Origin of the sequence: Leucobacter salsicius M1-8, from assembly GCF_000350525.1 — a bacterium.
GTDB classification, from domain to species: Bacteria; Actinomycetota; Actinomycetes; order Actinomycetales; family Microbacteriaceae; genus Leucobacter; species Leucobacter salsicius.
Genome location: NZ_AOCN01000010.1, coordinates 85,972 through 105,526, shown reverse-complemented (window position 1 = coordinate 105,526; position 19,555 = coordinate 85,972). Strand labels below are relative to the sequence as shown.

The 19,555-nt window shown below is 64.1% G+C and carries 18 protein-coding genes; 9 read left to right on the top strand and 9 right to left on the bottom strand.

Annotated features, from left to right (window positions below; genetic code table 11):
• Positions 1–66 precede the first annotated feature (66 nt).
• The 6 genes from C795_RS0103475 to C795_RS0103450 all read right to left on the bottom strand — a co-directional run bounded on the left by C795_RS0103475 (position 67) and on the right by C795_RS0103450 (position 6,407).
• Positions 67–1,623: an HNH endonuclease signature motif containing protein gene (locus tag C795_RS0103475; RefSeq protein ID WP_157486942.1), complete on the bottom strand. Its 1,557-nt coding sequence runs from the start codon at positions 1,621–1,623 to the stop codon at positions 67–69.
• A gap of 3 nt (positions 1,624–1,626) precedes the next feature.
• Positions 1,627–1,947 (bottom strand): hypothetical protein, encoded by a 321-nt coding sequence (locus tag C795_RS0103470; protein WP_017792367.1) that lies wholly within the window; start codon positions 1,945–1,947, stop codon positions 1,627–1,629.
• 183 nt (positions 1,948–2,130) lie between these two features.
• Positions 2,131–2,946, bottom strand: a complete 816-nt coding sequence (locus C795_RS0103465; RefSeq protein ID WP_017792366.1) for an ABC transporter permease — start codon at positions 2,944–2,946, stop codon at positions 2,131–2,133.
• A 9-nt stretch (positions 2,947–2,955) separates the two neighbouring features.
• Positions 2,956–3,840: an ABC transporter permease gene (locus C795_RS0103460; protein WP_017792365.1), complete on the bottom strand. Its 885-nt coding sequence runs from the start codon at positions 3,838–3,840 to the stop codon at positions 2,956–2,958.
• Between the two features lie 106 nt (positions 3,841–3,946).
• Positions 3,947–5,131 (bottom strand): extracellular solute-binding protein, encoded by a 1,185-nt coding sequence (locus tag C795_RS0103455; protein WP_026139418.1) that lies wholly within the window; start codon positions 5,129–5,131, stop codon positions 3,947–3,949.
• A gap of 121 nt (positions 5,132–5,252) precedes the next feature.
• Positions 5,253–6,407 carry an ABC transporter ATP-binding protein gene (locus tag C795_RS0103450; RefSeq protein ID WP_017792363.1) on the bottom strand — a complete coding sequence of 385 codons (1,155 nt, stop codon included), beginning with the start codon at positions 6,405–6,407 and terminating at the stop codon, positions 5,253–5,255.
• Between the two features lie 181 nt (positions 6,408–6,588).
• On the opposite strand from C795_RS0103450, the gene C795_RS0103445 reads away from it, so the two are divergent.
• Together C795_RS0103445 and C795_RS0103440 are read left to right on the top strand one after the other, a co-directional pair.
• A complete protein-coding gene (locus tag C795_RS0103445) occupies positions 6,589–7,395 on the top strand; it encodes a FadR/GntR family transcriptional regulator (RefSeq protein ID WP_017792362.1) in 807 nt (268 codons plus the stop codon).
• Positions 7,396–7,424: 29 nt separating this feature from the next.
• Positions 7,425–8,156 carry a cache domain-containing protein gene (locus C795_RS0103440; protein ID WP_232225420.1) on the top strand — a complete coding sequence of 244 codons (732 nt, stop codon included), beginning with the start codon at positions 7,425–7,427 and terminating at the stop codon, positions 8,154–8,156.
• A gap of 54 nt (positions 8,157–8,210) precedes the next feature.
• Here C795_RS0103440 and C795_RS0103435 read toward each other — a convergent pair whose 3' ends face one another.
• Positions 8,211–9,341 (bottom strand): mannose-1-phosphate guanylyltransferase, encoded by a 1,131-nt coding sequence (locus C795_RS0103435; protein WP_017792360.1) that lies wholly within the window; start codon positions 9,339–9,341, stop codon positions 8,211–8,213.
• A 228-nt stretch (positions 9,342–9,569) separates the two neighbouring features.
• On the opposite strand from C795_RS0103435, the gene sdhC reads away from it, so the two are divergent.
• From sdhC to C795_RS15065, 7 genes are all read left to right on the top strand, one after another.
• On the top strand, positions 9,570–9,986 hold the full coding sequence (gene sdhC / locus C795_RS0103430; protein ID WP_083879117.1) for a succinate dehydrogenase, cytochrome b556 subunit: 417 nt from the start codon (positions 9,570–9,572) through the stop codon (positions 9,984–9,986).
• A 17-nt stretch (positions 9,987–10,003) separates the two neighbouring features.
• Complete coding sequence (locus tag C795_RS0103425) at positions 10,004–10,444, top strand: succinate dehydrogenase hydrophobic membrane anchor subunit (protein WP_017792358.1); 441 nt, start codon at positions 10,004–10,006, stop codon at positions 10,442–10,444.
• Between the two features lie 45 nt (positions 10,445–10,489).
• Positions 10,490–12,322 (top strand): succinate dehydrogenase flavoprotein subunit, encoded by a 1,833-nt coding sequence (gene sdhA / locus C795_RS0103420; protein WP_017792357.1) that lies wholly within the window; start codon positions 10,490–10,492, stop codon positions 12,320–12,322.
• 3 nt (positions 12,323–12,325) lie between these two features.
• Positions 12,326–13,093 (top strand): succinate dehydrogenase iron-sulfur subunit, encoded by a 768-nt coding sequence (locus tag C795_RS0103415; protein WP_017792356.1) that lies wholly within the window; start codon positions 12,326–12,328, stop codon positions 13,091–13,093.
• 103 nt (positions 13,094–13,196) lie between these two features.
• Positions 13,197–14,162: a pseudouridine synthase gene (locus C795_RS0103410; protein WP_017792355.1), complete on the top strand. Its 966-nt coding sequence runs from the start codon at positions 13,197–13,199 to the stop codon at positions 14,160–14,162.
• Between the two features lie 10 nt (positions 14,163–14,172).
• Positions 14,173–15,105 carry a YihY/virulence factor BrkB family protein gene (locus C795_RS0103405; protein ID WP_017792354.1) on the top strand — a complete coding sequence of 311 codons (933 nt, stop codon included), beginning with the start codon at positions 14,173–14,175 and terminating at the stop codon, positions 15,103–15,105.
• 49 nt (positions 15,106–15,154) lie between these two features.
• Positions 15,155–15,946, top strand: coding sequence for an AI-2E family transporter (locus tag C795_RS15065; RefSeq protein WP_051053748.1), 792 nt, complete (start codon positions 15,155–15,157; stop codon positions 15,944–15,946).
• Between the two features lie 25 nt (positions 15,947–15,971).
• On the opposite strand, the gene C795_RS0103395 is transcribed toward C795_RS15065, so the two are convergent.
• Positions 15,972–17,795: a phospho-sugar mutase gene (locus tag C795_RS0103395; protein WP_017792352.1), complete on the bottom strand. Its 1,824-nt coding sequence runs from the start codon at positions 17,793–17,795 to the stop codon at positions 15,972–15,974.
• Between the two features lie 211 nt (positions 17,796–18,006).
• On the bottom strand, positions 18,007–19,497 hold the full coding sequence (locus C795_RS0103390; RefSeq protein ID WP_017792351.1) for a PucR family transcriptional regulator: 1,491 nt from the start codon (positions 19,495–19,497) through the stop codon (positions 18,007–18,009).
• Positions 19,498–19,555: the final 58 nt, after the last annotated feature.

The following is a 19,555-nucleotide window of genomic DNA, read 5'->3' as shown; positions in this document are numbered from 1 at the left end:
CAGCGAGATTCGACCTATGTCACACTTCTGCCCAGGAAGCTCCTGTGCTGCACTTACACTGCCCGATCAGGGGTTGCGGCGGTGGTGGAGGCGGAAATTGAGGTGGGGCTGGAGGTGGAGACTTGGACGGCACAAGTGTGCGCAGAGCCTGCTTCCCCGAGGTGCGTACCATCGCGGCCCCCACAGCGGCCGCGCCGGCCGCCACTCCAGCTCAGGATCCACCCACCTCGGCGCTAACACCTCGGGCTTGCCCCGCACCATGCGAACATGCCAGCCACTGACCTCGATACTGCGGTGATGCCACCAATATAACAGCACCCCGTTGTCGGTGGTCGTCGGGCCACCTTCTGCCCAGGGTGTCACGTGGTGTACCTCGCACCATGTCGCCGGCACCGTGCACCCCGGGATGATGCAGCCGCCGTCGCGGGCCGCGATCGCGCGCCGCTGATGCGGTGTGAAGATGCGGGTGGGGCTCGATATCCCGAGGATGCGGCCGTCGTTGTCGATGAGGACTTTCTGGGTCGCTCCGGCACAGATGCTGTGGCGCACGGTCGCAGCAGTCACCGGTACGGGGATCCCGTCGTGTCCGTGGAGCCACGCAACCCCCGCCTGCCCGGAGCCCGGGCTGGGGCTCGCGCTGGTGCTTGTACGCGCACCAGGCTCAGCACCGGCGCCCGTGCCCGGCTCAGCGCCAGTGCCAGCTAATGATTTGGGTTCGGCGACGTCGCGGGCCAGGCCCGCCGCGAGGCCTGCCTGGGTCGTCTGGATCAACACCGTCACCTGCGCGCCACCGAGCATCGGCATATCAGCGGCGCGTCCGGCGATCTGCGCGATCACCATCAACGCATCATGCATCTTCTGCCCCGACGACCTGGCGTCCCCTACCACCTGCTCGAGTACCGGTTCGGGGTCGTCCCCCTCCACAAACCGCACGCCTGCAGCGGAAGGACCAGCGGTAGCGCCCGCGCTGTCAGCACCGTCTCCACTGTCCGGTCCGCCAGAGCTATCAGGTCCGTCAGCCTGTACTGCATTGTCGCCTTCGCCAGGACCAGTCTGGTTCGTTGACGTCTTCGGGGAGTTCACGCCCGTCACGAGGTTGCCCAGTAGCGCCGCGACCTCGGGCAGCAACGCCCCACGTACGGGCACTAACCCGTTGCGTACGCGCCCGAACCTCAAGAATCTGCGCGCCAGCTGCCCCTCGTCATCAGGCTCCGGGCCGTCTTGGTCGAGTGACGTGCACCAGAACGCGCACACCTGCCGCAGCGTATCCGTGTCAAGCGGCACACTCGCCTCGCCCGCCACCGGAGCAGCATCACCAACGCCACTGCCATCGTCGACACCACCAGCGCTGCTCACGCCCGGATCCAGCACCACCGCACCATCAGCGTCGAGGCCGTACCCCTCGGGATACCCCGCTGCCTGATTCACCAGGCAGCGTTCCGCGACCGCGACCCGCCCCGGATCCACCCAGCCCGGCACCGACCCCAACGACTTCGTCAGCAGCAGCGCCGACTCCCACGGCAGATCCCCCGCATAAAACGCTTGCGCGACCGCCGGATACCGCGGCGGAATCTCTCCCGCCGAAAAGCCCGGCATCGGCCGCGTCAGATCAGCAAACGACACCCGCTACCGCACCACCGACCCCGGCAGCAACGACACCCGCTGCAGCAACTCGACCCCGTCACGGCAGCCGCGACGACCCGAAAGCGACTCCGACGGCACCCCGAGACACCGATCCGACACCGCGCCCGCGGCTAACACCAGCAGGGCCTGCACGCGCCGAGACGCCCGCTCCAACTCTTGCGTCACCGACAGCAACGCATCATCAGACAGACCCGAAAAATCGTGCATGCCCAGTCTCACCGCGAGCCCACCCAGGTCTGCGGCGAGGTGCGCTGCGGCACCCGTCACATCGAGATCATCAACCCCGGCATCTTTGCTGGACATGATCCCATGTTACCATGAATTCGAAACTGTGTTCGAGTCAATTTGTGGGTTAATCAGCGGCGCCCTCTCGCGATTTCAAGGGTGGCACCCCTCACGCAAACAGTGCGCCAGCTCGATCAGTGATCGAGCTGGCGCGCTGCCTATACGGGGGCGAAAGCGGAATGCAATCGGTCAGGGCGCCAACTACTTCAGATCCTTCGCAGCCTGCGCCGAGACGCGCTGCGAAATGTAGACCGGAATTAGCGACAGTAGGATCAGGATCGTGGCGACCACGTTCACCTGGTTTGCCTCGTTCGGGCGGCCCATCTGGTTCATGAACCAAAGCGGCAGCGTCTCAACGCCCGGGGGAGCCGTGAAGATCGTCACGTACACCTCGTCGAACGACAGTGCGAAGGCGAGCAGGCCACCGGCGATGAACGCGCTACGGAACTGCGGGAAAGTCACGAGGCGGAACGTCTGCATGAGGCCGGCACCGAGATCCATCGAAGCTTCCTCGAGGTTCGGGTTCATGCGACGCAATCGGGCGATCACGTTGTTGAATACCATCACGACACAGAATGTGGCGTGGGCGATGATCATTCCCATGTAGCCGACCTTGATGCCGATGGGATCGAGCACCTGGTAGAACGTGTTCGACAGTGCCACACCAGTGACGATACCGGGCAGAGCGATCGGCAGGATGATGATCAGGTTCACGGTCTCGCGACCATAAAACTTGAACCGCTGCAGTGCGAACGCCGAGAGCGTGCCGAGGAGCAGCGCGATCGCGGTGGCCGCGGCCGCGACGACGATCGAGTTGAGCACGGCGGCGTGCATCGCGGGGTTCGTGAGCGCCTTTTCCCACCAGATCATCGAGAAATTGGTGACGGGCCAGCCCGCGACTCGGTTCGCGTTGAACGAGTTCATCACGATGACAAACAGCGGGATGTAGGTGCAGATAACAATGAGGGCGGTGATCACCGAGAGGGTGATCTTCGTGCCACGTCCTAGGCGCAACATCGCGGCCTCCTAGATGTTCTCGATGGCGCCGCTTTTGCGAACGGCCAGCAGGTAGACAACCACGATCACGATCGGGACCACGGCGAACGCGGCCGCGACGGGCGGGTTGAGGTTGATGTTAGAGGCGATGATCGTACCGATCATCTGGGTCGATCCGCCCACGAACTTCGCGGCGAGGTAGTCGCCGAGGCTCAGTGAGAACGTGAAAATCGATCCGGCAATCAGAGCGGGCTTCAGCAGCGGCACGACCACGGTCAAGATGGTGCGCACGCCCTTCGCGCCGAGGTCAGCCGAGGCGTCGAAGAGGTTGTTCGAGACCTGGCTCACCGCGGTGTAGACCGGGATCGCCATGTACGGGAACCACAAGTAGACGAGCGCGATGACCGTGACGAAGACGCCGTAGCCGGGGCTCTTAATGCCGAGCGGTCCGAACACTGAGTTGATGAAGCCGCCGTCAGAGAACACGATACGCACCGAGAGGATCTTCACCAGGTAGCCGGCCCAGAGGGGCAGCGTGACCATCACGGCGAGGACTGAACGCTGCCATGGGCGGGCGATCTTGGCCATGTAGATTGCGAGGGGGATCGACAGGACCGCGCAGATGGCGGTCACCGCGAGGGCGATACCGAGCGTGCGAAGTGCTGCCGAGAGGTAGGCCGGAACAGTCACGAGGCTAGCGAAGTGGTCGAGCGTGAACCCCGGCTTCACCTTCGAAGTGAAGGGATCCGTCTCCCAGAACGCTGTGATGAGCAAAAAGACGATGGCGAGGATGTAGACGCCGACGAGCCACACCATGGGAAGTGTCAGCAGCGCGGCGAGGCGTCCCTTAGGGTGCCTGTGCAGGGCTGAGGAGATCGGCTTGGGCCGAGTCTCGAGAGAAGTTGGGGTCGACACGACGATTCCTTACGTGAGGGGATTCGGTGGGGTGCGAACGAGGAGGGGGTGAAGCTCGGTGGCGGGGATGCCCCCGCCACCGAGGTTGTGGTGGATGGGTTAGGGCTTAGCCCTTGACCGTCATCCAGGCGTCGGTCCACTGCTGGAAGTTGGTGCAGGTGGCGTCGGTGCGACCGTCGATGCACTGCTCGATGGGCGTGGTCCAGAACCAGACCTTCGAGAAGTACTCTTCGTCGGTGGCGTTGAACGTCTCACAGTGCTCGCGAGCCTCGTCGCTGGTCTCGCAGAACGCGGCGTTTGCGGGAGCCATACCGAAGTTCATGGCAATTGCACCGTTGACATCGGGTGCCGAGGTGTAGTTCATCCACTGGTACGCGCAGTTGGGGTTGTCCGACTCAGATGCGAGCATCCAAGCGTCAGACCAGCCGGTCGAACCCTCTTCGGGCAGCGTGCCCTCGAGTGCCGGGTTCTCCGACAGCTTCTTCAGAACCTCCCACGAGGTGCCGACCACTACGTCGCCGCCGTTGAATGCGGTGATCTGTGCGACCGGATCAGACCAGTAGTCGCCGATGATCTTGTTCTGCTGCTTCAGCAGGTCGACTGCCGCTGCGAGCTGCGTCTCATCGAGCGCGTAGGGGTTGGTGATGCCCAGGTCGGGCTCGTGTGCCATCAGGTAGACAGCTGCGTCAGCGATGTAGATCGGTGCGTCGTACGCGATGATCTTGCCGGCGTAGGGGCTGTCTGCCTCCCAAGCGACGTCCCAGCTGGTGGGGGCGTCCTTCACGACGTCGGTGTTGTACTGCAGGATGTTGGCGCCGCGGCCGATGGGTACGCCGTAGGACTGGCCGTTGAGCGTGTCATACAGCTGACCCTTCATGCCCTCCACGATGTCGTCGCCGAAGTTGGGGATGAGGTCCATGTTGAGAGGCTGCACGTCGCCGCCCACGATGAGGCGGAGGCTGGCATCGCCCGAGGCCGACACGAGGTCGTAGTTGCCCGTGCGCATGAGCTGCACCATCTCGTCCGAGGTGCCGGCGATCTTACGGTTGACCTTGCAGCCGGTCTCTTCCTGGAAGCGGTCGCTCCACTCGGGCTCAACGAAGCCCGACCAAGCAACAATGTTGACCTCCTTCTCGTTGTCGCCGAGCTCCTGCATCATCGGGATCTCGGGGACATCGATCTTGAGCTCACCCGAGCCGCCGGTGCTCTCGGCTCCGCTTGAACAACCAACGAGCGCGAGGCCGATAGTCGCCGCCATAGCCAGCGGTACGGCCAGCATCTTCTTCTTCATCATGACTCCTTTGTGAGATGCCCCGTTGCCGGGGAATGTGTTGCGGGTTGCGAGGTGCGGCGACTGCGCCGCGCCAAGCGGTTTTAGGGGTTGAAGTTGGGCGCTTGGCCCAGGTCTTTGGTTACGCTGCGGTGCGCGCTGACGCGTCGCCTGCGCTGCCCGGGATGGGTGTCGCATGGTCGAAACGGAAGCTCACGTTGACGCGGTCGCCGCGTTGCACACTTGCAGCGGTCGAGGGTGTGTGCGAATTGTGCTTCTCAGCGATGATGCGCACGCCACGGTCCGTGTCGACGAGGTACTTCGTGTTCGGGCCGGCGTACACTGCCTCGGCGATCGTGCCCGAGAGTGCAACCGTGCCGTTCTCGACGGGGGCCGTCGGATCGATGAGGTGCACGCGCTCCGGGCGCACACTGTGTACGCACGACTCGCCGAGCAGGTCTCCCGAGAGATCGGCGGGCAGCAGGTTCGTGGTTCCGAGGAACTTGGCGACGAACTCGGTCTGGGGAAATTCGTAGACCTCGCGCGGTGAGCCAACCTGTTCGATCTTGCCGTTGTTGAAGACGGCGACGCGGTCGGAGAGGGTCAGTGCCTCCTCCTGATCGTGCGTCACGAAGATAAACGTGATGCCGACCTCGCGCTGGATCTGCTTCAGCTCGACCTGCATCTGCTCGCGCAGCTGCTTGTCGAGCGCGCCGAGTGGCTCATCGAGCAGCAGCACTCGGGGGCGCAGGATCAGGGCACGGGCGAGGGCGATGCGCTGACGCTGGCCACCTGACAGCTGCGAGGGGCGACGGTGTGCGACCTGTGTGAGCTGCACCTGCTCGAGGGACTCCATGACGAGCTTGTCGCGCTCGGCCTTGGGTACCTTGCGTACTTTGAGGCCATATGCCACGTTCTCGGCAATCGTGAGGTGCGGGAACAGGGCGTAGTCCTGAAACACCGTGTTGACCTCGCGGTCGAAGGGGGCGTCGTTGGTGACGTCCGTTCCGTGCAGCTCGATCGAGCCAGAGGTCACCGGCTCGAAGCCGGCGATCATGCGAAGCACGGTCGTCTTGCCCGAGCCCGAAGGGCCGAGCATGGAGAAGAACTCTCCGTCGCGAATCTCGATATCGAGATCCTTCACAGCGGTGAAGTCACCGAACTGCTTAGTGACCTGCTTCACCGAGACCGCTGTCGTTGCGGTGGTGAGCAGATGGGTGTGTTCCTCGTTCTTGCGGGGGCGGGATTGGCTTGAGCCAAACCCTCCCGCAGAGCCTGGGGAAGAAGTGTGAGACATGGTTCTCGCTCCTCAACGTCATTGTCGAACCGTTGGTGAAACATTAACATATGTTTTTATAGGTTTAAATACGGATTGAAATTTCTTCATTACATTTTGGTCACGGTCGGTACAGTGATTCTTCAATCAACTGATGGCAGACTCTTGATGAGACCCCCTACACAGGAACGGAGGACGCGCCGTGAATTCAACGTTTGCGCAGTCCCCGCCCAGTCGTTTGCGGACGGCCGCCTTTGCTCCTATTGGTGAAGAGGGGCGCACGGAACTCGTTGAAGCGCGGCTCGTGCAGGCGATTTCTGTTGGTGCATTCACCGAGGGGGAGCGACTCCCGAGCGAGACCGAACTGTCGGCGCTCATGGGAGTTGCCGTAGTGACGGTGCGTGAAGCGCTGAGTGGACTGCGTCACCGCGGACTCATTGAGACAAAGCGAGGTCGCAATGGCGGCAGCTTTGTGCGCCCGAGTCGGGGCGCGGTCGAAGAGGTCAACGCTCGCGCGCTCATGGCAATGCCGCGTGTGGCCCTCGCAGACCTGGGCGTGCACTACGAAGTTGTTTCGGCCGCGTGCGCCGAGTATGCCTGCCAGCGAGCGACGGCCGAGGAGCTCGACGTTGTTGCCGATGTGCTCGAGTCTGCGCGAGAGCTTGATCGTGATCAATGGCGCAGGCGTGTCACCGAGGTGCAACTCGAACTTGCCGCCCTGAGTCAGTCGGTGCGACTCACGAATGAGCATGTGCGCGTGCAGACGGAGTTCACGCCGCTTCTCGGGCTGCAGGACCTGGACGAGCGTGCGCGACAGTCGACACACGAGGCGCTGCTGGCCCAGATCGCTGCGACACGTGCGAGTGACGTCGTGGCAGCACGTGCGGCCGTACGGGAAAGTGTGCGCGGTTCGATGCGTTGGCTTGTTGGGTTTCGGGCGGAGCTTCTCGCGGTGCCGCACAATGCCGAACTTCATGCCACACTTGAGTCACGCCGCTATTCGATCTGAACGGCCTGAACCTCATAGGGGAGGAGAGCATGCCACAGGAAATGTCGCGGAATAGCGATGTGCTGACCGAAATGTTGGCTCGCGTTGACGCGTTTTTTGACGGCGTGTTTGCGCCCCTCGAACGCTGGCTTCCAGAGCTCGAAGCCGAGTTGCGTGCAGAACTGCAGGGTGGCGCGATCACCGGAATGCAACTGGCGCATCTTGTCGAAGCCGGATCGCACGCGATCCTCGACACCACCGAGCGCCCGCTCTACGGGGCCGGTTACTGCGCAAGCGAGATCGTGGTGTCCGAGGGCAACCCACTCGCCTGGTGGCAGGGGCCAGAACGCAGCCTGCTGGCGTCGTCTACATTTGGGCCGGGCCAGGCGGCAATCGACCTGGTGCGGCTCGAGTGGTACCGCGTGCCTGAGCGCACTGGAAAGCGCCACGTCGCTGGCCCGTTTGTTGACTACCTGTGCTCAAATGAGATCACCATCACGTCTGCGCTGCCGCTCATTGTTGATGGCGAGTTCTGGGGTGTCGCCTGCGCCGACGTGCTCGTGCACTCGCTCGAGGGCGCGATGCTCGCAGACCTCGCCGTCGCCAAGAACGTGACGCTCGTCAACGCGAGCGGACGAGTGGTGATCTCGACCGACCCCGACTACGAAACCGGCGATCGCTACGCCGGCGTCGGGGCAGAGCAAAACGTCGCTGCGCTCGGTGATGAGGTGCGAGTCGTTTCCTCCGAGAAGTACCCGTTCTCGCTCATCATCCCGGCGTAATCACGTTTCGGGTGCGATCACGCTTTCGGTGTGATCGCACCAGGCCGTGGCCTGTTACAGCAGGTGACCGCCGCCCGACACCTTCATGCGACCCACGAGCCCCTTGACCTCTTGAGCCTTCGCCTTGGTGGTGACGAGAAGCACGTCGGCGGTGTCGACCACCACGATGTCCTCGACGCCCACGAGGGCGACCAGCCGGTCGCTCTCTGACACGACGATGCCGCTTGAAGCGTCAGAGAGTACCTGTGCGCGGTCGCCGAGAACGGCAAGGTCGCCAGCGCGGCCGCGGGTGAGTAGGTTGGCAACCGAAGCGAAGTCCCCGACGTCATCCCAGTCGAAATGGGCCGCGACGCACACCATCTTGCCGGCCTCTGCTGCGGGCTCGGCCACCGTGTAGTCGATAGCGATCTTGGGCAGCGCGGGCCACAGTCGCTCGCGCACGGAAGCGGCACGATCGGTGCCCCACGCGGCCGCGATCTCGCGGAGCGAGTGCACCATCGCGGGCTCCTTCTCAGCCATCTGGTCGAGCAGCACGGTGGCGCGGGCGATGAACATGCCGGCATTCCACAGGTAGCCGCCGTGCTCAACGTAGGTGCGTGCGAGTTCTTCCTCGGGCTTCTCGACGAACGATTTCACGTCGTAAATGTCGAAGGGGGCGAGGTCACCGCGAGCTGGGCCGGCCTCAATGTAGCCAAATCCCGTCGACGGGTGCGTCGGGCGAATGCCGATGGTGGCAATGTAGCCCTGATCCGCAGCGTTGACCGCGGTTTCCACCGCGCGCTGAAACAGAACCTCGTTGCGAATGACATGATCGGCGGCGAACGAGCCAATAATTGCGTCCGGATCGCGCAGCTCGAGGATCGCGGCGGCAAGCCCGATTGCGGCCGAAGAGTCCTTGGGCTCGCTCTCGGTAACGAGATTCTCCCCAAGCAGCTCGGGGAGCTGCTTCTCCACGGAGGCCCGATGCTTGTTGCCGGTCACGACGATGACGCGCTCGGGCGGCGCGATCGGAGCGAGTCGGTCCCAGGTTGCCCGCAGCAGCGAATCACCGGATCCGGTGAGGTCAAGCAAGAACTTGGGGGCATTCGCGCGCGACAGCGGCCAGAGCCTGGAGCCCACGCCTCCCGCGGGGATCACGCAGGTGAACCGGTCCAGTGGGGTCGGGGACTTCTCAGACTCGGACATGTGCTCCAGTCTAGCCGGAGCGGGTGAAACGCAGCCCGGATCATAACGATCACCCCCGATCAGAGCGCCTGAACGTGCCCGTGTGCGGGAGCGGGCGTGAATGGTGCCATAATGGAGGGCGCAGCGGATTCTCAGCGTGTTGTATTTGGGGTGCCCCCGCGACTGACTGAGTGACGCCCTGTTAGCCGTCGAGTGAAACTCGACGAAGCAGAACCTAGGAGGAAGCTCGTGTCAGCCCATACGGCAGATGCCGCACCAGCGGTGAAGAAGAAGAGTCGCCCGGGCGGCACGCTGTATCGCGGGAATGAAGGAATGTGGTCGTGGGTGCTGCATCGCATCACCGGTGTCGCCATTTTCTTCTTCCTGCTCGTACACGTGCTCGACACCGCACTGGTGCGCGTGAGCCCTGAGGCATACAACGCCGTGATGGCCACCTACAAGACCCCCATTATGGGTCTGGGTGAGGCAGCGCTCGTCGCGGCCATCGTGTTCCACGCATACAACGGCATTCGCATCATCTTGGTCGACTTCTGGAGCAAGGGCGCGCGTTACCACCGCACCATGTTCTGGGTCGTCATCGTGCTCTGGGCCGTGACGATGGCCGGCTTCCTGCCGCGCCACCTGATGAACGTATTCGGTCACTAGGGCGAGGGAGAAGCACCATGGCTATGACGATTGAATCCCCGCGCGCCAAGACCCCGGCGGCAAAGCGTACCAACTGGGAAAAATGGGGCTGGATCTACATGCGCGTCTCGGGCGTGCTGTTGCTCGTGCTCGTGTTCGGTCACCTGTTCTCGAACCTGATGATCGGTGACGGCGTGCACGCCATCGACTTTGGCTTCGTCGGCGGCAAGCTGTCGCAGCCGTTCTGGATGATCTGGGACACCCTGCTGCTGTGGCTCGCACTGATCCACGGTGCAAATGGCATGCGCACGATCGTGAACGACTACGTCACGCGCCCCGGCCTTGCCAAGGGCTTCAAGGTTGCGCTGTTCCTCTCGACCGCGCTGCTCGTGCTGCTCGGCACGTTTGTGATCTACACGCTCGATCCCTGCCCCGCGGGCGCAGACCCGTCGCTGGTCGCGTCGTTCTGTAACGCGTAGTAGCGGTTACCCCAGATTTCCAAAGAATCGAAGAATAGGACTCACGTGGCTACAAATACCCATGAGGGCGAAGAGGTTACCGTCAAGGACGGCGTCACCTACCACCAGTTTGACGTCGTGATCGTCGGCGCCGGCGGCGCAGGCATGCGCGCTGCCATCGAGGCGGGGCCCAAGGCCAACACCGCAGTGATCACGAAGCTGTACCCCACTCGCTCGCACACGGGGGCGGCGCAGGGCGGCATGGCCGCGGCGCTCGCAAACGTTGAGGAAGACAACTGGGAATGGCACACCTTTGACACGGTCAAGGGTGGCGACTACCTGGTCGACCAGGACGCAGCAGAGATCCTCGCGAAGGAGGCCATCGACGCGGTCATCGACCTCGAGAACATGGGCCTGCCCTTCAACCGTACGCCCGACGGCAAGATCGACCAGCGCCGCTTCGGCGGCCACACGCGTGATCACGGTAAGGCCGCTGTTCGCCGCGCCTGCTACGCCGCTGACCGCACCGGCCACATGATTCTGCAGACGCTGTACCAGAACTGCGTCAAGCTGGGCGTCAACTTCTTCAACGAGTACTACGTGCTCGACCTCCTCATGACCGGTGAGGGCAAGGACCGCAAGGCTTCGGGCGTTGTGGCATACGACCTCGCGACCGGCGGCATCCACGTCTTCCAGGCAAAGTCGATCGTTTTCGCAACGGGCGGCTTTGGCAAGATCTTCAAGACGACTTCGAACGCGCACACCCTCACGGGCGACGGCGTCGGCATCGTCTGGCGTAAGGGTCTGCCGCTCGAGGACATGGAGTTCTACCAGTTCCACCCGACCGGCCTTGCCGGTCTCGGTATCCTCCTCACCGAGGGCGCCCGAGGTGAGGGCGCGATCCTGCGTAACGCAAGTGGTGAGCGCTTCATGGAGCGCTACGCGCCCACGATCAAGGACCTCGCACCCCGCGATATCGTTGCACGCTCGATGGTGCAAGAGGTGCTCGACGGCCGCGGCGCTGGCCCGAACAAGGACTACGTGTACCTCGACTGCACCCACCTGGGCGCAGAGGTACTCGAGACCAAGCTTCCTGACATCACCGAGTTCGCTCGCACCTACCTGGGCGTCGACCCGGTGACCGAGCCGGTCCCCGTCTTCCCCACGGCCCACTACGCGATGGGTGGTATCCCCACCAACGTGCAGGCCGAGGTGCTGATGGACAACGACACCGTTGTTCCCGGTCTCTACGCCGCAGGCGAGTGCGCGTGCGTTTCGGTGCACGGCTCGAACCGCCTCGGCACCAACTCGCTGCTTGACATCAACGTGTTCGGTAAGCGCGCTGGTAACGCCGCCGCTGACTACGCGAAGACCGCCGAGTTCGTACCGCTGCCCAAGGGCGCTGCCGACAACGTAATCGCCATGGTTGCACGGTTCCGCGAGGGTTCGGGCACCGAGCGCGTCTCCGACCTGCGCCGTGAGCTGCAGGAAAACATGGACCGCGGCGCTCAGGTGTTCCGCACGGAGCAGACGCTCACCGACGTGCTGGGCGTGATTCACGACCTGCGCGAGCGCTACAAGAACGTTGGTGTGCAGGACCGCGGCATGCGATTCAACACCGACCTTCTCGAGGCTATCGAGCTGGGCTTCCTGCTCGACCTCGCAGAAGTGCTCGCGTACACCGCTCGTAACCGCAAGGAAAGCCGTGGCGGCCACATGCGCGACGATTACCCCGAGCGCGACGACGAGAACTACATGCAGCACACGATGGCCTACCTCACGGGAGACGCGAAGTCGGCGAACCCCGAGGACCACATCCGCCTGGATTGGAAGCCGGTCACCGTGACGAGGAACGAAGACGGCGAGCTGCGGTACCCGCCGCTGGAGAGGAAGTACTAGGACATGAGCACTGCTACTGCTGAAGCTCCTAACGGCGAGGCCCCGGAGACCCCGAAGCCGTTCACTGTGACGCTGCTGGTGCGCCGCTACCTGCCCGAGTCGGGCCGCGAGGCGTACTGGGAGGACTTCGACGTTGAGATGTACCCGACGGACCGAATCCTCGACGCCCTGCACCAGATCAAGTGGGACATGGACGGCACGCTGTCGTTCCGACGCTCGTGTGCACACGGTATCTGTGGTTCGGACGCCATGCGCATTAACGGTAAGAACCGCCTCGCGTGCAAGACCCTGATCAAGGATCTTGACATCACGAAGCCGATCTACGTTGAGGCGATCAAGGGCCTGCCGCTTGAGAAGGACCTCATCGTCGACATGGAGCCGTTCTTCGAGTCGTACCGTCAGGTGCAGCCCTTCCTCGTCGCGGGCAACTCGCCCGAGGGCGGCAAGGAGCGCATCCAGTCGGTGGCAGACCGCGAGCGGTTCGACGACACCACGAAGTGCATCCTGTGCGCCGCGTGCACCTCGTCGTGCCCCGTGTTCTGGACCGATGGCCAGTACTTCGGCCCGGCAGCGATCGTCAACGCACACCGTTTCATCTTTGATTCGCGTGATGACAACGCCCAGGTGCGTCTCGACATCCTCAACGACAAGGAAGGCGTGTGGCGCTGCCGCACGACCTTCAACTGCACCGATGCATGCCCCCGTGGCATCCAGGTGACCAAGGCAATCGCCGAGGTCAAGAACGCAATCATCTCGGGCAAGATCAGCTAGATCCTTCGATTCCTTCGTTGCGCAGGATGGCAAGATGCCTACGACGCCAGTGCCCGCTCCACGAGGAGCGGGCACTGGCGTTTTTCGCGGGTAGACTCATGCGGTGCCACCCCGTTCCCCGCTGCCGTCGCGTTTCGGCCTCGATGCCGCCTGGCTGCGCACCACCGACGGTGTTGCGGGCGAGCAGCCCGTGTGGTCGCTCATGCGAGATTGGCTCCACCATCGGGTTGGGCGACACATCAACGTCGACACCTTTATTGCGGACGAGCGGTTCGTGTACGAGTCGGGCGCCCCGGTCCGTGCCGGCGATGGCTACCGCAACAATCTTTTCGTTTGGTTTCACCGGGACCTCGCACCCGAGGCGCCGGTACCCGGCCAGATCACCATCGTGCACCGTGATGACCGGCTGCTCGTCGTCGACAAGCCCGCGTTCCTCTCGACGATCCCGCGCGGCAAGCACGTGCGCGAGAGCGTTGTCGTGCGGCTGCGTGATGAGCTCGGCCTCCCTGAACTCACGCCGATGCATCGGCTGGACCGAGTGACCTCGGGTCTGCTCGTGCTCACGACCGAACGGCGCTGGCGAGGCCCCTATCAATCGATGTTCCAACTCCCGGGCACGGTGCGCAAGACCTATCATGCGGTCGCGGGGATTGATCCGGATCTCGAGCTGCCCGCCACCGTGGAGAATCACCTCGCCAAACAGCGTGGCGTACATCAGGCCGAGGTCGTGCCGGGGGCGCCGGCAAATGCGCGCTCCGAGATCGCGCTTGAGGGCGTGCTTACTGAGACGGAGGCCCGGGAGATCCCGGGCTATGACGTGCCTGATGTGCCGCTGGGTCGTTACCGGCTGACTCCGCACACGGGGCGCACCCACCAGTTGCGCATGCACATGTGGGGCGCTGGCGTACCGATCACTGGAGACCCGCTCTACCCCATCGACCGTGACGCGGCAATCGACGACTTCTCGACGCCGCTGCAGCTCCTGGCAAGCGGCATCTCGTTCACCGACCCGGTGTCGGGGGAGGACCGTTCGTTTGTGAGTGGTCTCACGCTGCCGTTGCAGCCGTAGAATAGAGGGCATGACATCGCCGCGGGAAGTAATTGCGCGCGGTGTCGTCCTCAAAACTCGCGCGGTGCGGCTCAAAGACTGGTTCATGGCCCTGCGCCCAATGCGAGCCTTTTCGCACTTCACCGACATCGGCGGCGCTGTGCTCTCAAGCGGCATGAGCTACCAGGCCCTGTTCGCGATTTTCGCCGCACTCTACGTCGGGTTCAGCGTGTTCGGAATCGCCCTCCGCGAACGACCCGAATTGCTCCACTCGCTCGTCGAACAAATCAACCTGTTCGTTCCGGGCCTGATCGGTAAAAACGGCGTTGTACAGTTGGACTCGCTCTTCAGGACCCATGTGCTGGACTGGACGAGCATCGTTGCTGGCGTCTCACTGCTCTGGGTCTCGCTGAACTGGTTCACGGGGACGCGGCGCTCGATCCGGATCATTTTTGGGCTTGAGGTCAAGCAGTATCGCAATGCCGTGCTGCTCAAACTGCGAGACTTCGTGCTCGCGATCGGCTTTTTTCTCGCCCTGGTGATCTCGGCCGCCCTCACCGTGTTTAGCTCGAATCTTGCCGATGTGGTGCTCGGCTGGTTTGGACTGAGCCCCGAAAACTGGCTATTTGGCACGTTCGGCATCATTGCTCGCTATGGTGCGGTGCTGCTGTTTGACGTGCTGCTGATCTACGCCATGCATCGATATCTGGCAGAGGTGAGGGTGCCCAGGTGGCACCTCATACAGGGAAGCCTACTGGGCGGCGTCGTACTGCTCATCTTGAAGCTGGCCGGCACGGCCCTGCTGGGGGGTGCGTCGAGCAACCCGCTACTGGCCTCGTTTGCAGTGTTCATCGGCTTGCTGCTGTGGTTCAACTTCATTTGCCGGGCGCTCCTTCTAACGGCGGCCTGGATCGCGGTGGGCGAGAACAAGAAGCTCGGGCTGCCCGAATCCCGGACTGTGTAGAGTCGCGGCCCGTTGTAGACTGCCGCGGCACTACGCGGGCGCAGAGTTTGTGGCGTTGGTGCGCAGCTCGGCCGCCGAGTTTCAAACTACAGTGACCGAGATTATGCACCTGCTGCAGGATCTGGGACTCGAGAAGCAGGCCTCGGACGCCCTGGTCTCGGTGCTGCGGCCGGAGTCCCTGATCGGCTACGTCTCCGACCTCAGCGGGGCCATGATCGGCGTGCTCACGTCATTCTTCTTCGTGCTGGCATACGTGGTGTTTATCGCGATTGACGGTGCGCGATACGCGCGGGCCACCGCACAGTTCGGCCAGCGCGTAGTCCCCACGATGAAGCGGTTCACCGACTACGCGCGCAGCGTGCGACGCTACTACGTGGTGAACGCGAGCTTCGGTCTGCTGGTCGCGGTTATTGACGGGCTCGCGCTGTCCGCGCTCGGCGTGCCCGCCCCCATGGTCTGGGCGATCCTCGCGTTTGTGACCAACTTCGTTCCCAACATCGGGTTCGTGCTGGGGCTCGTGCCCCCGGCGCTCGTGGCATTCGCGGTGGGTGGCTGGCAGCTCATGCTGATCGTGATCGGCGTGTACTGCGTGGTCAACGTCGTGCTGCAGGTGATGGTGCAGCCCAAGTTCGTGGCCGACGCCGTCGACCTGAGCCTCACCCTCAGCTTCTTCTCGGTGATCTTCTGGACCCTCGTGATCGGCCCGCTCGGGGCGATCCTGTCGATCCCGCTCACGCTGCTGGTGCGTGCGCTGCTATTCGAGGGGGATCCGCGGCAGTGGTGGATCCGGTGGCTGTCGGGCGACGACAGCGCGAAGCCCACGAGCGAGTCACCAGACTAGACCACAGGCTTCGACCGCCGCGATGCTACAGCCGGAGGCCGTCGATGGTGCCGCGCACCGCGGATTCGAGGCGCGCGAGCGCGGCCTCGGCTGCGGTGCGTCGCTCAGCCGCATCGCCCACATCGCTGAAGGTATCGAGGTAGACCTTGAGCTTGGGCTCGGTGCCGCTCGGGCGCATCATGACCCGGCTGCCGCCCTCGAGGTCGTAGCGCAGCACGTTGGCGGGCACGGGTGCCTCGCCCGGCGTCAGCAAATCGCGCACGCGTTCAACGCGAATGTCACCAAACTCGGTGGGGCGGAGCTCACGTACTCGCGCTGACAGCTCAGTGGCCTCGGTCATCGATGCGAAGCGCAGCGTGATCTGGCTGCTCGCGAAGTGACCAAACAGCTCGCTGGCATCGTCGAGCAAATCCCAGACCGTGCGCCCCTCGGCGCGCAGCTCGCGCACCATCGCGATGGCGTCCGCCCCCGCTGAAATGCCGTCCTTGTCGCGCACATGGCCGGGGTGCGTGAGATAGCCGATGGCCTCCTCGAACCCGAATAGCAGCCGCGGCACCCGCGACACCCACTTGAACCCCGAGAGTGTCTCGACGTAGTCGAGACCGTAGGCCTCGGCGACGGCGCGCAGCGCGGGGGACGAAACGTTTGTGCAGGCGAGCGTACCCTGTGGCGCTCGTGCGCCGATCCTTGCGGCTGCGGTCTCGCGCTCCGCGGCGCGCCACCCGAGCAACAGCCCGAGTTCGTTGCCGGTGAGCCTGCGGTACTGATTGGCGACGTTGCGCGGGCGCTGACGGTAGCCGCGCGTGACCGCAGGCGTGGCCCGCGGCGGGGCTTTGACAGCGATCGCTACGCGGTCGGCATCGGGGTCGTTGGCGACGACGAGGTCGGCGTCGAGATCACCGGCGGTGCGGAACGCGAGGTCGAGTGCGCCCGGTTCCTCGGGGTTAGGAAACTCGAGCGACGGAAACGTCGGGTCGGGGGCATCCTGCTCGGCGACGACAGTGACGGTTGGCAACCCAGACGACAGGAACACGCGCCGCGCAATCTCTGAACCGACACCGTGCATGGCGGTGTAGACGACCTTGAGGTCGGTGTCGTCGCCGAGCGCGCGGCCCGGGCGCTTCGGGTCGGCGGGGAGGCCGCGCAGCACAGCCGAAGCGGTCTCCGCGACATAGGCGTCGGCGACGCCCCCACCGAGCATGACGTAGTCGCGCGAACGTGGAAGCATCACCGGAGCACCGCTGGCGGCCCGCTCGATGTGGGCGGCGATCTCGGCATCGACGGGCGGTGCAACCTGGGCGCCTTGGTCGGCGCCGCCCAGGAATACCTTGTAACCATTGTCTGCCGGCGGGTTGTGGCTGGCCGTGATCATGACGCCAGCAGAGACTTGCAGGTGCCGCACCGCGAACGCGGTGAGCGGGGTCGGACCGGGTTCGGGCAGCAGGTAGACGCGCACGCCTGCCCCGGCCATCACCTCGGCGGTATCGCGGGCGAACACAGCTGATCCGGTGCGGCCGTCGTACCCAATCACGACCGAGGGCGGGTCCATGTGCAGTGCGCCGGATCGCTCGGTCAATTCCGTGAGAAACGCCGCGAAGCCCGCGCTCGTTTGCGACACGACAACGCGGTTCATGCGGCGCGGGCCCGGGCCAATCTTGCCCCGCAGCCCGGCGGTGCCAAAGGCGAGGCGCCCCGAGAACGCGTCGATGAGCTCGGTGATCGCGCTCTCCTGGCCCTCGCGGGCCCGAGCGATGAGCGAGCGAGTCGCGTGCCGGCCCGCCGGATCGATGTCGGCTGCAGCCCAGGCCTCAGCTACGGTGATGCGCTGTTCGAGCTCTACAGACGACATGTTCCTACCTTTCGCACCCTGGACGACCGGGTAATTCACTCACGGTACCAGCCGAATCCAGGTGAAATCTGCAGACGCAGGCTAGCCTGGAACAGTTTTGTGTGAAAGGAAAACAGATATGTGCTCTCCGGTTCGATGCGGTGTATGTGAGAAGACGACCTGGGCTGGCTGCGGCCAGCACATTGAAGAGGCGCTTGAGGGCGTTGCAGCCTCAGACCGCTGTGTCTGCGAGCCCGCCTAAAAGCGGGACGTCTGAGCTCGGGGCCAGGTCGCCACAACCGATGGCGGCCTGAACTGCGAGCCAGCATTCGGCGGCGTCCTCCATCGAGGACAGGTCTCGGTCGATGATCTTCTCGATGCGCGAGACGCGCGCGATGAGGGTCTGGCGGTGCACGTACAGACGTTCAGAGGCCCGCACCCAGCTGCGGTTTTCCTCCAGAAAGACCTGCAGGGTGTGGGTGAGGGACGTGCCGCGCTGCTGATCATAGGTGGTGAGGGGGCCGAGTACCTGGCGCGCGATACTGCGTAGCTGCTCAGTGCCCTGCGGCAGAAACAGCGAGGTCGCTTCGTGCTCCTCAAACCTGAGGACATTGCCGCTTTGATGATTGCGAATGACGGCACTGCGTGCCTGCCGCAGGGCCGTTTGGAGCCCCTCGAGGTCGCTGAACTGCGCGCTCACGCCGATGCGGGTGTGCTCCCCGGCGAGCGCCTCCAACGCCTCATCGCACTCGGAGCTGGCGTGCGCGAGCACGAGCACCTGCGCATCCTTGATGGTGGCGATCGCCGGCGCATTGGCGGCCGAGAATTCGGCGTGTGACGCATCGAGTACGTCGCGCGCATCTGCGCTGGGAGCTACGGCGAGCACGAAGGGCGGCTTGACGCCGTAGGCGGCCACCAGGTGTGCAGCAGGCTCGGACGGTACCGACACCTCGCACAGATCAGACAGCAGTAGGGAGCCGTGCATCCACTCGGTGCGATGCGCGGCGAGTTTTACGGCAAGCGCACTGCCTACGACACCAGCCGCGTGCTGCAGCAAACCGGCGTCGGTCACTCCGCGCGCATCCCACACGAGACCGGGGGATCCCCGCCCCGCAAGACCAACAATGAGCGCACCCGACTTGGTCTGTCGAATCATCCCGGGTGTGAGAGGTGCGGCCTGATCCGGAGCCGCGTTGAATGCCACATGGGGCTGCTCGAGACGCAGCGACCCGCCCAACACCTGCGCGAGGTCGAGCAGCAGGTCGTCGATCGGGGCCTCGATGGGGTGGCGCGAGAGCGCCGCGTAAAGCTGCTCGGTAGAGCGCACGCGCATCGTGCCCTCCTGCCTGGCAGCATTCGCGACCGCCATCGCGATCGTGACGAACGGGATCTCGTTCGCCGTTTCGAGCACGGGAAACCCGAGGTGCGCCGCAAACGCGAGTGTGGGCGGAGTCAGGGGGGCCTTGAGCATTTGGGAGTCGACGGCGAGGGCAGCAATGCCCGCCTCACTGAGACCTGTGAGATATTCACACTGCTCGTCGGTGGTCGTGGGGACGTTGATTCCCGTGGTCATCAGTAGCGCACCCGGCCCCAACCACAGCCACGGATTGGGCAACTCGCACACGTGCGCCCAAGCGATCTCGCGAGCCTCGCCCACCCCGGGGGTGAGCGAACGCGTGCGCAGGTCGGGGAGCGCGATGAGCGAACCGACCGTAAACGTCATGTCCGGCCCTGACTGCCCACGCCAACCCGCCCACAAACTGCGAGGCGGATGATTACTG

What these genes read in the sequence shown, in the direction of transcription:
- C795_RS0103470 (WP_017792367.1), bottom strand. Translation starts at nt 1,947, where the DNA reads ATGTCCAGCAAAGATGCCGGGGTTGATGATCTCGATGTGACGGGTGCC.
- C795_RS0103465 (WP_017792366.1), bottom strand. Translation starts at nt 2,946, where the DNA reads ATGTTGCGCCTAGGACGTGGCACGAAGATCACCCTCTCGGTGATCACC.
- C795_RS0103455 (WP_026139418.1), bottom strand. Translation starts at nt 5,131, where the DNA reads ATGAAGAAGAAGATGCTGGCCGTACCGCTGGCTATGGCGGCGACTATC.
- C795_RS0103450 (WP_017792363.1), bottom strand. Translation starts at nt 6,407, where the DNA reads ATGTCTCACACTTCTTCCCCAGGCTCTGCGGGAGGGTTTGGCTCAAGC.
- C795_RS0103440 (WP_232225420.1), top strand. Translation starts at nt 7,425, where the DNA reads ATGCCACAGGAAATGTCGCGGAATAGCGATGTGCTGACCGAAATGTTG.
- C795_RS0103435 (WP_017792360.1), bottom strand. Translation starts at nt 9,341, where the DNA reads ATGTCCGAGTCTGAGAAGTCCCCGACCCCACTGGACCGGTTCACCTGC.
- C795_RS0103425 (WP_017792358.1), top strand. Translation starts at nt 10,004, where the DNA reads ATGGCTATGACGATTGAATCCCCGCGCGCCAAGACCCCGGCGGCAAAG.
- C795_RS0103415 (WP_017792356.1), top strand. Translation starts at nt 12,326, where the DNA reads ATGAGCACTGCTACTGCTGAAGCTCCTAACGGCGAGGCCCCGGAGACC.
- C795_RS0103405 (WP_017792354.1), top strand. Translation starts at nt 14,173, where the DNA reads ATGACATCGCCGCGGGAAGTAATTGCGCGCGGTGTCGTCCTCAAAACT.
- C795_RS0103395 (WP_017792352.1), bottom strand. Translation starts at nt 17,795, where the DNA reads ATGTCGTCTGTAGAGCTCGAACAGCGCATCACCGTAGCTGAGGCCTGG.
- C795_RS0103390 (WP_017792351.1), bottom strand. Translation starts at nt 19,497, where the DNA reads ATGACGTTTACGGTCGGTTCGCTCATCGCGCTCCCCGACCTGCGCACG.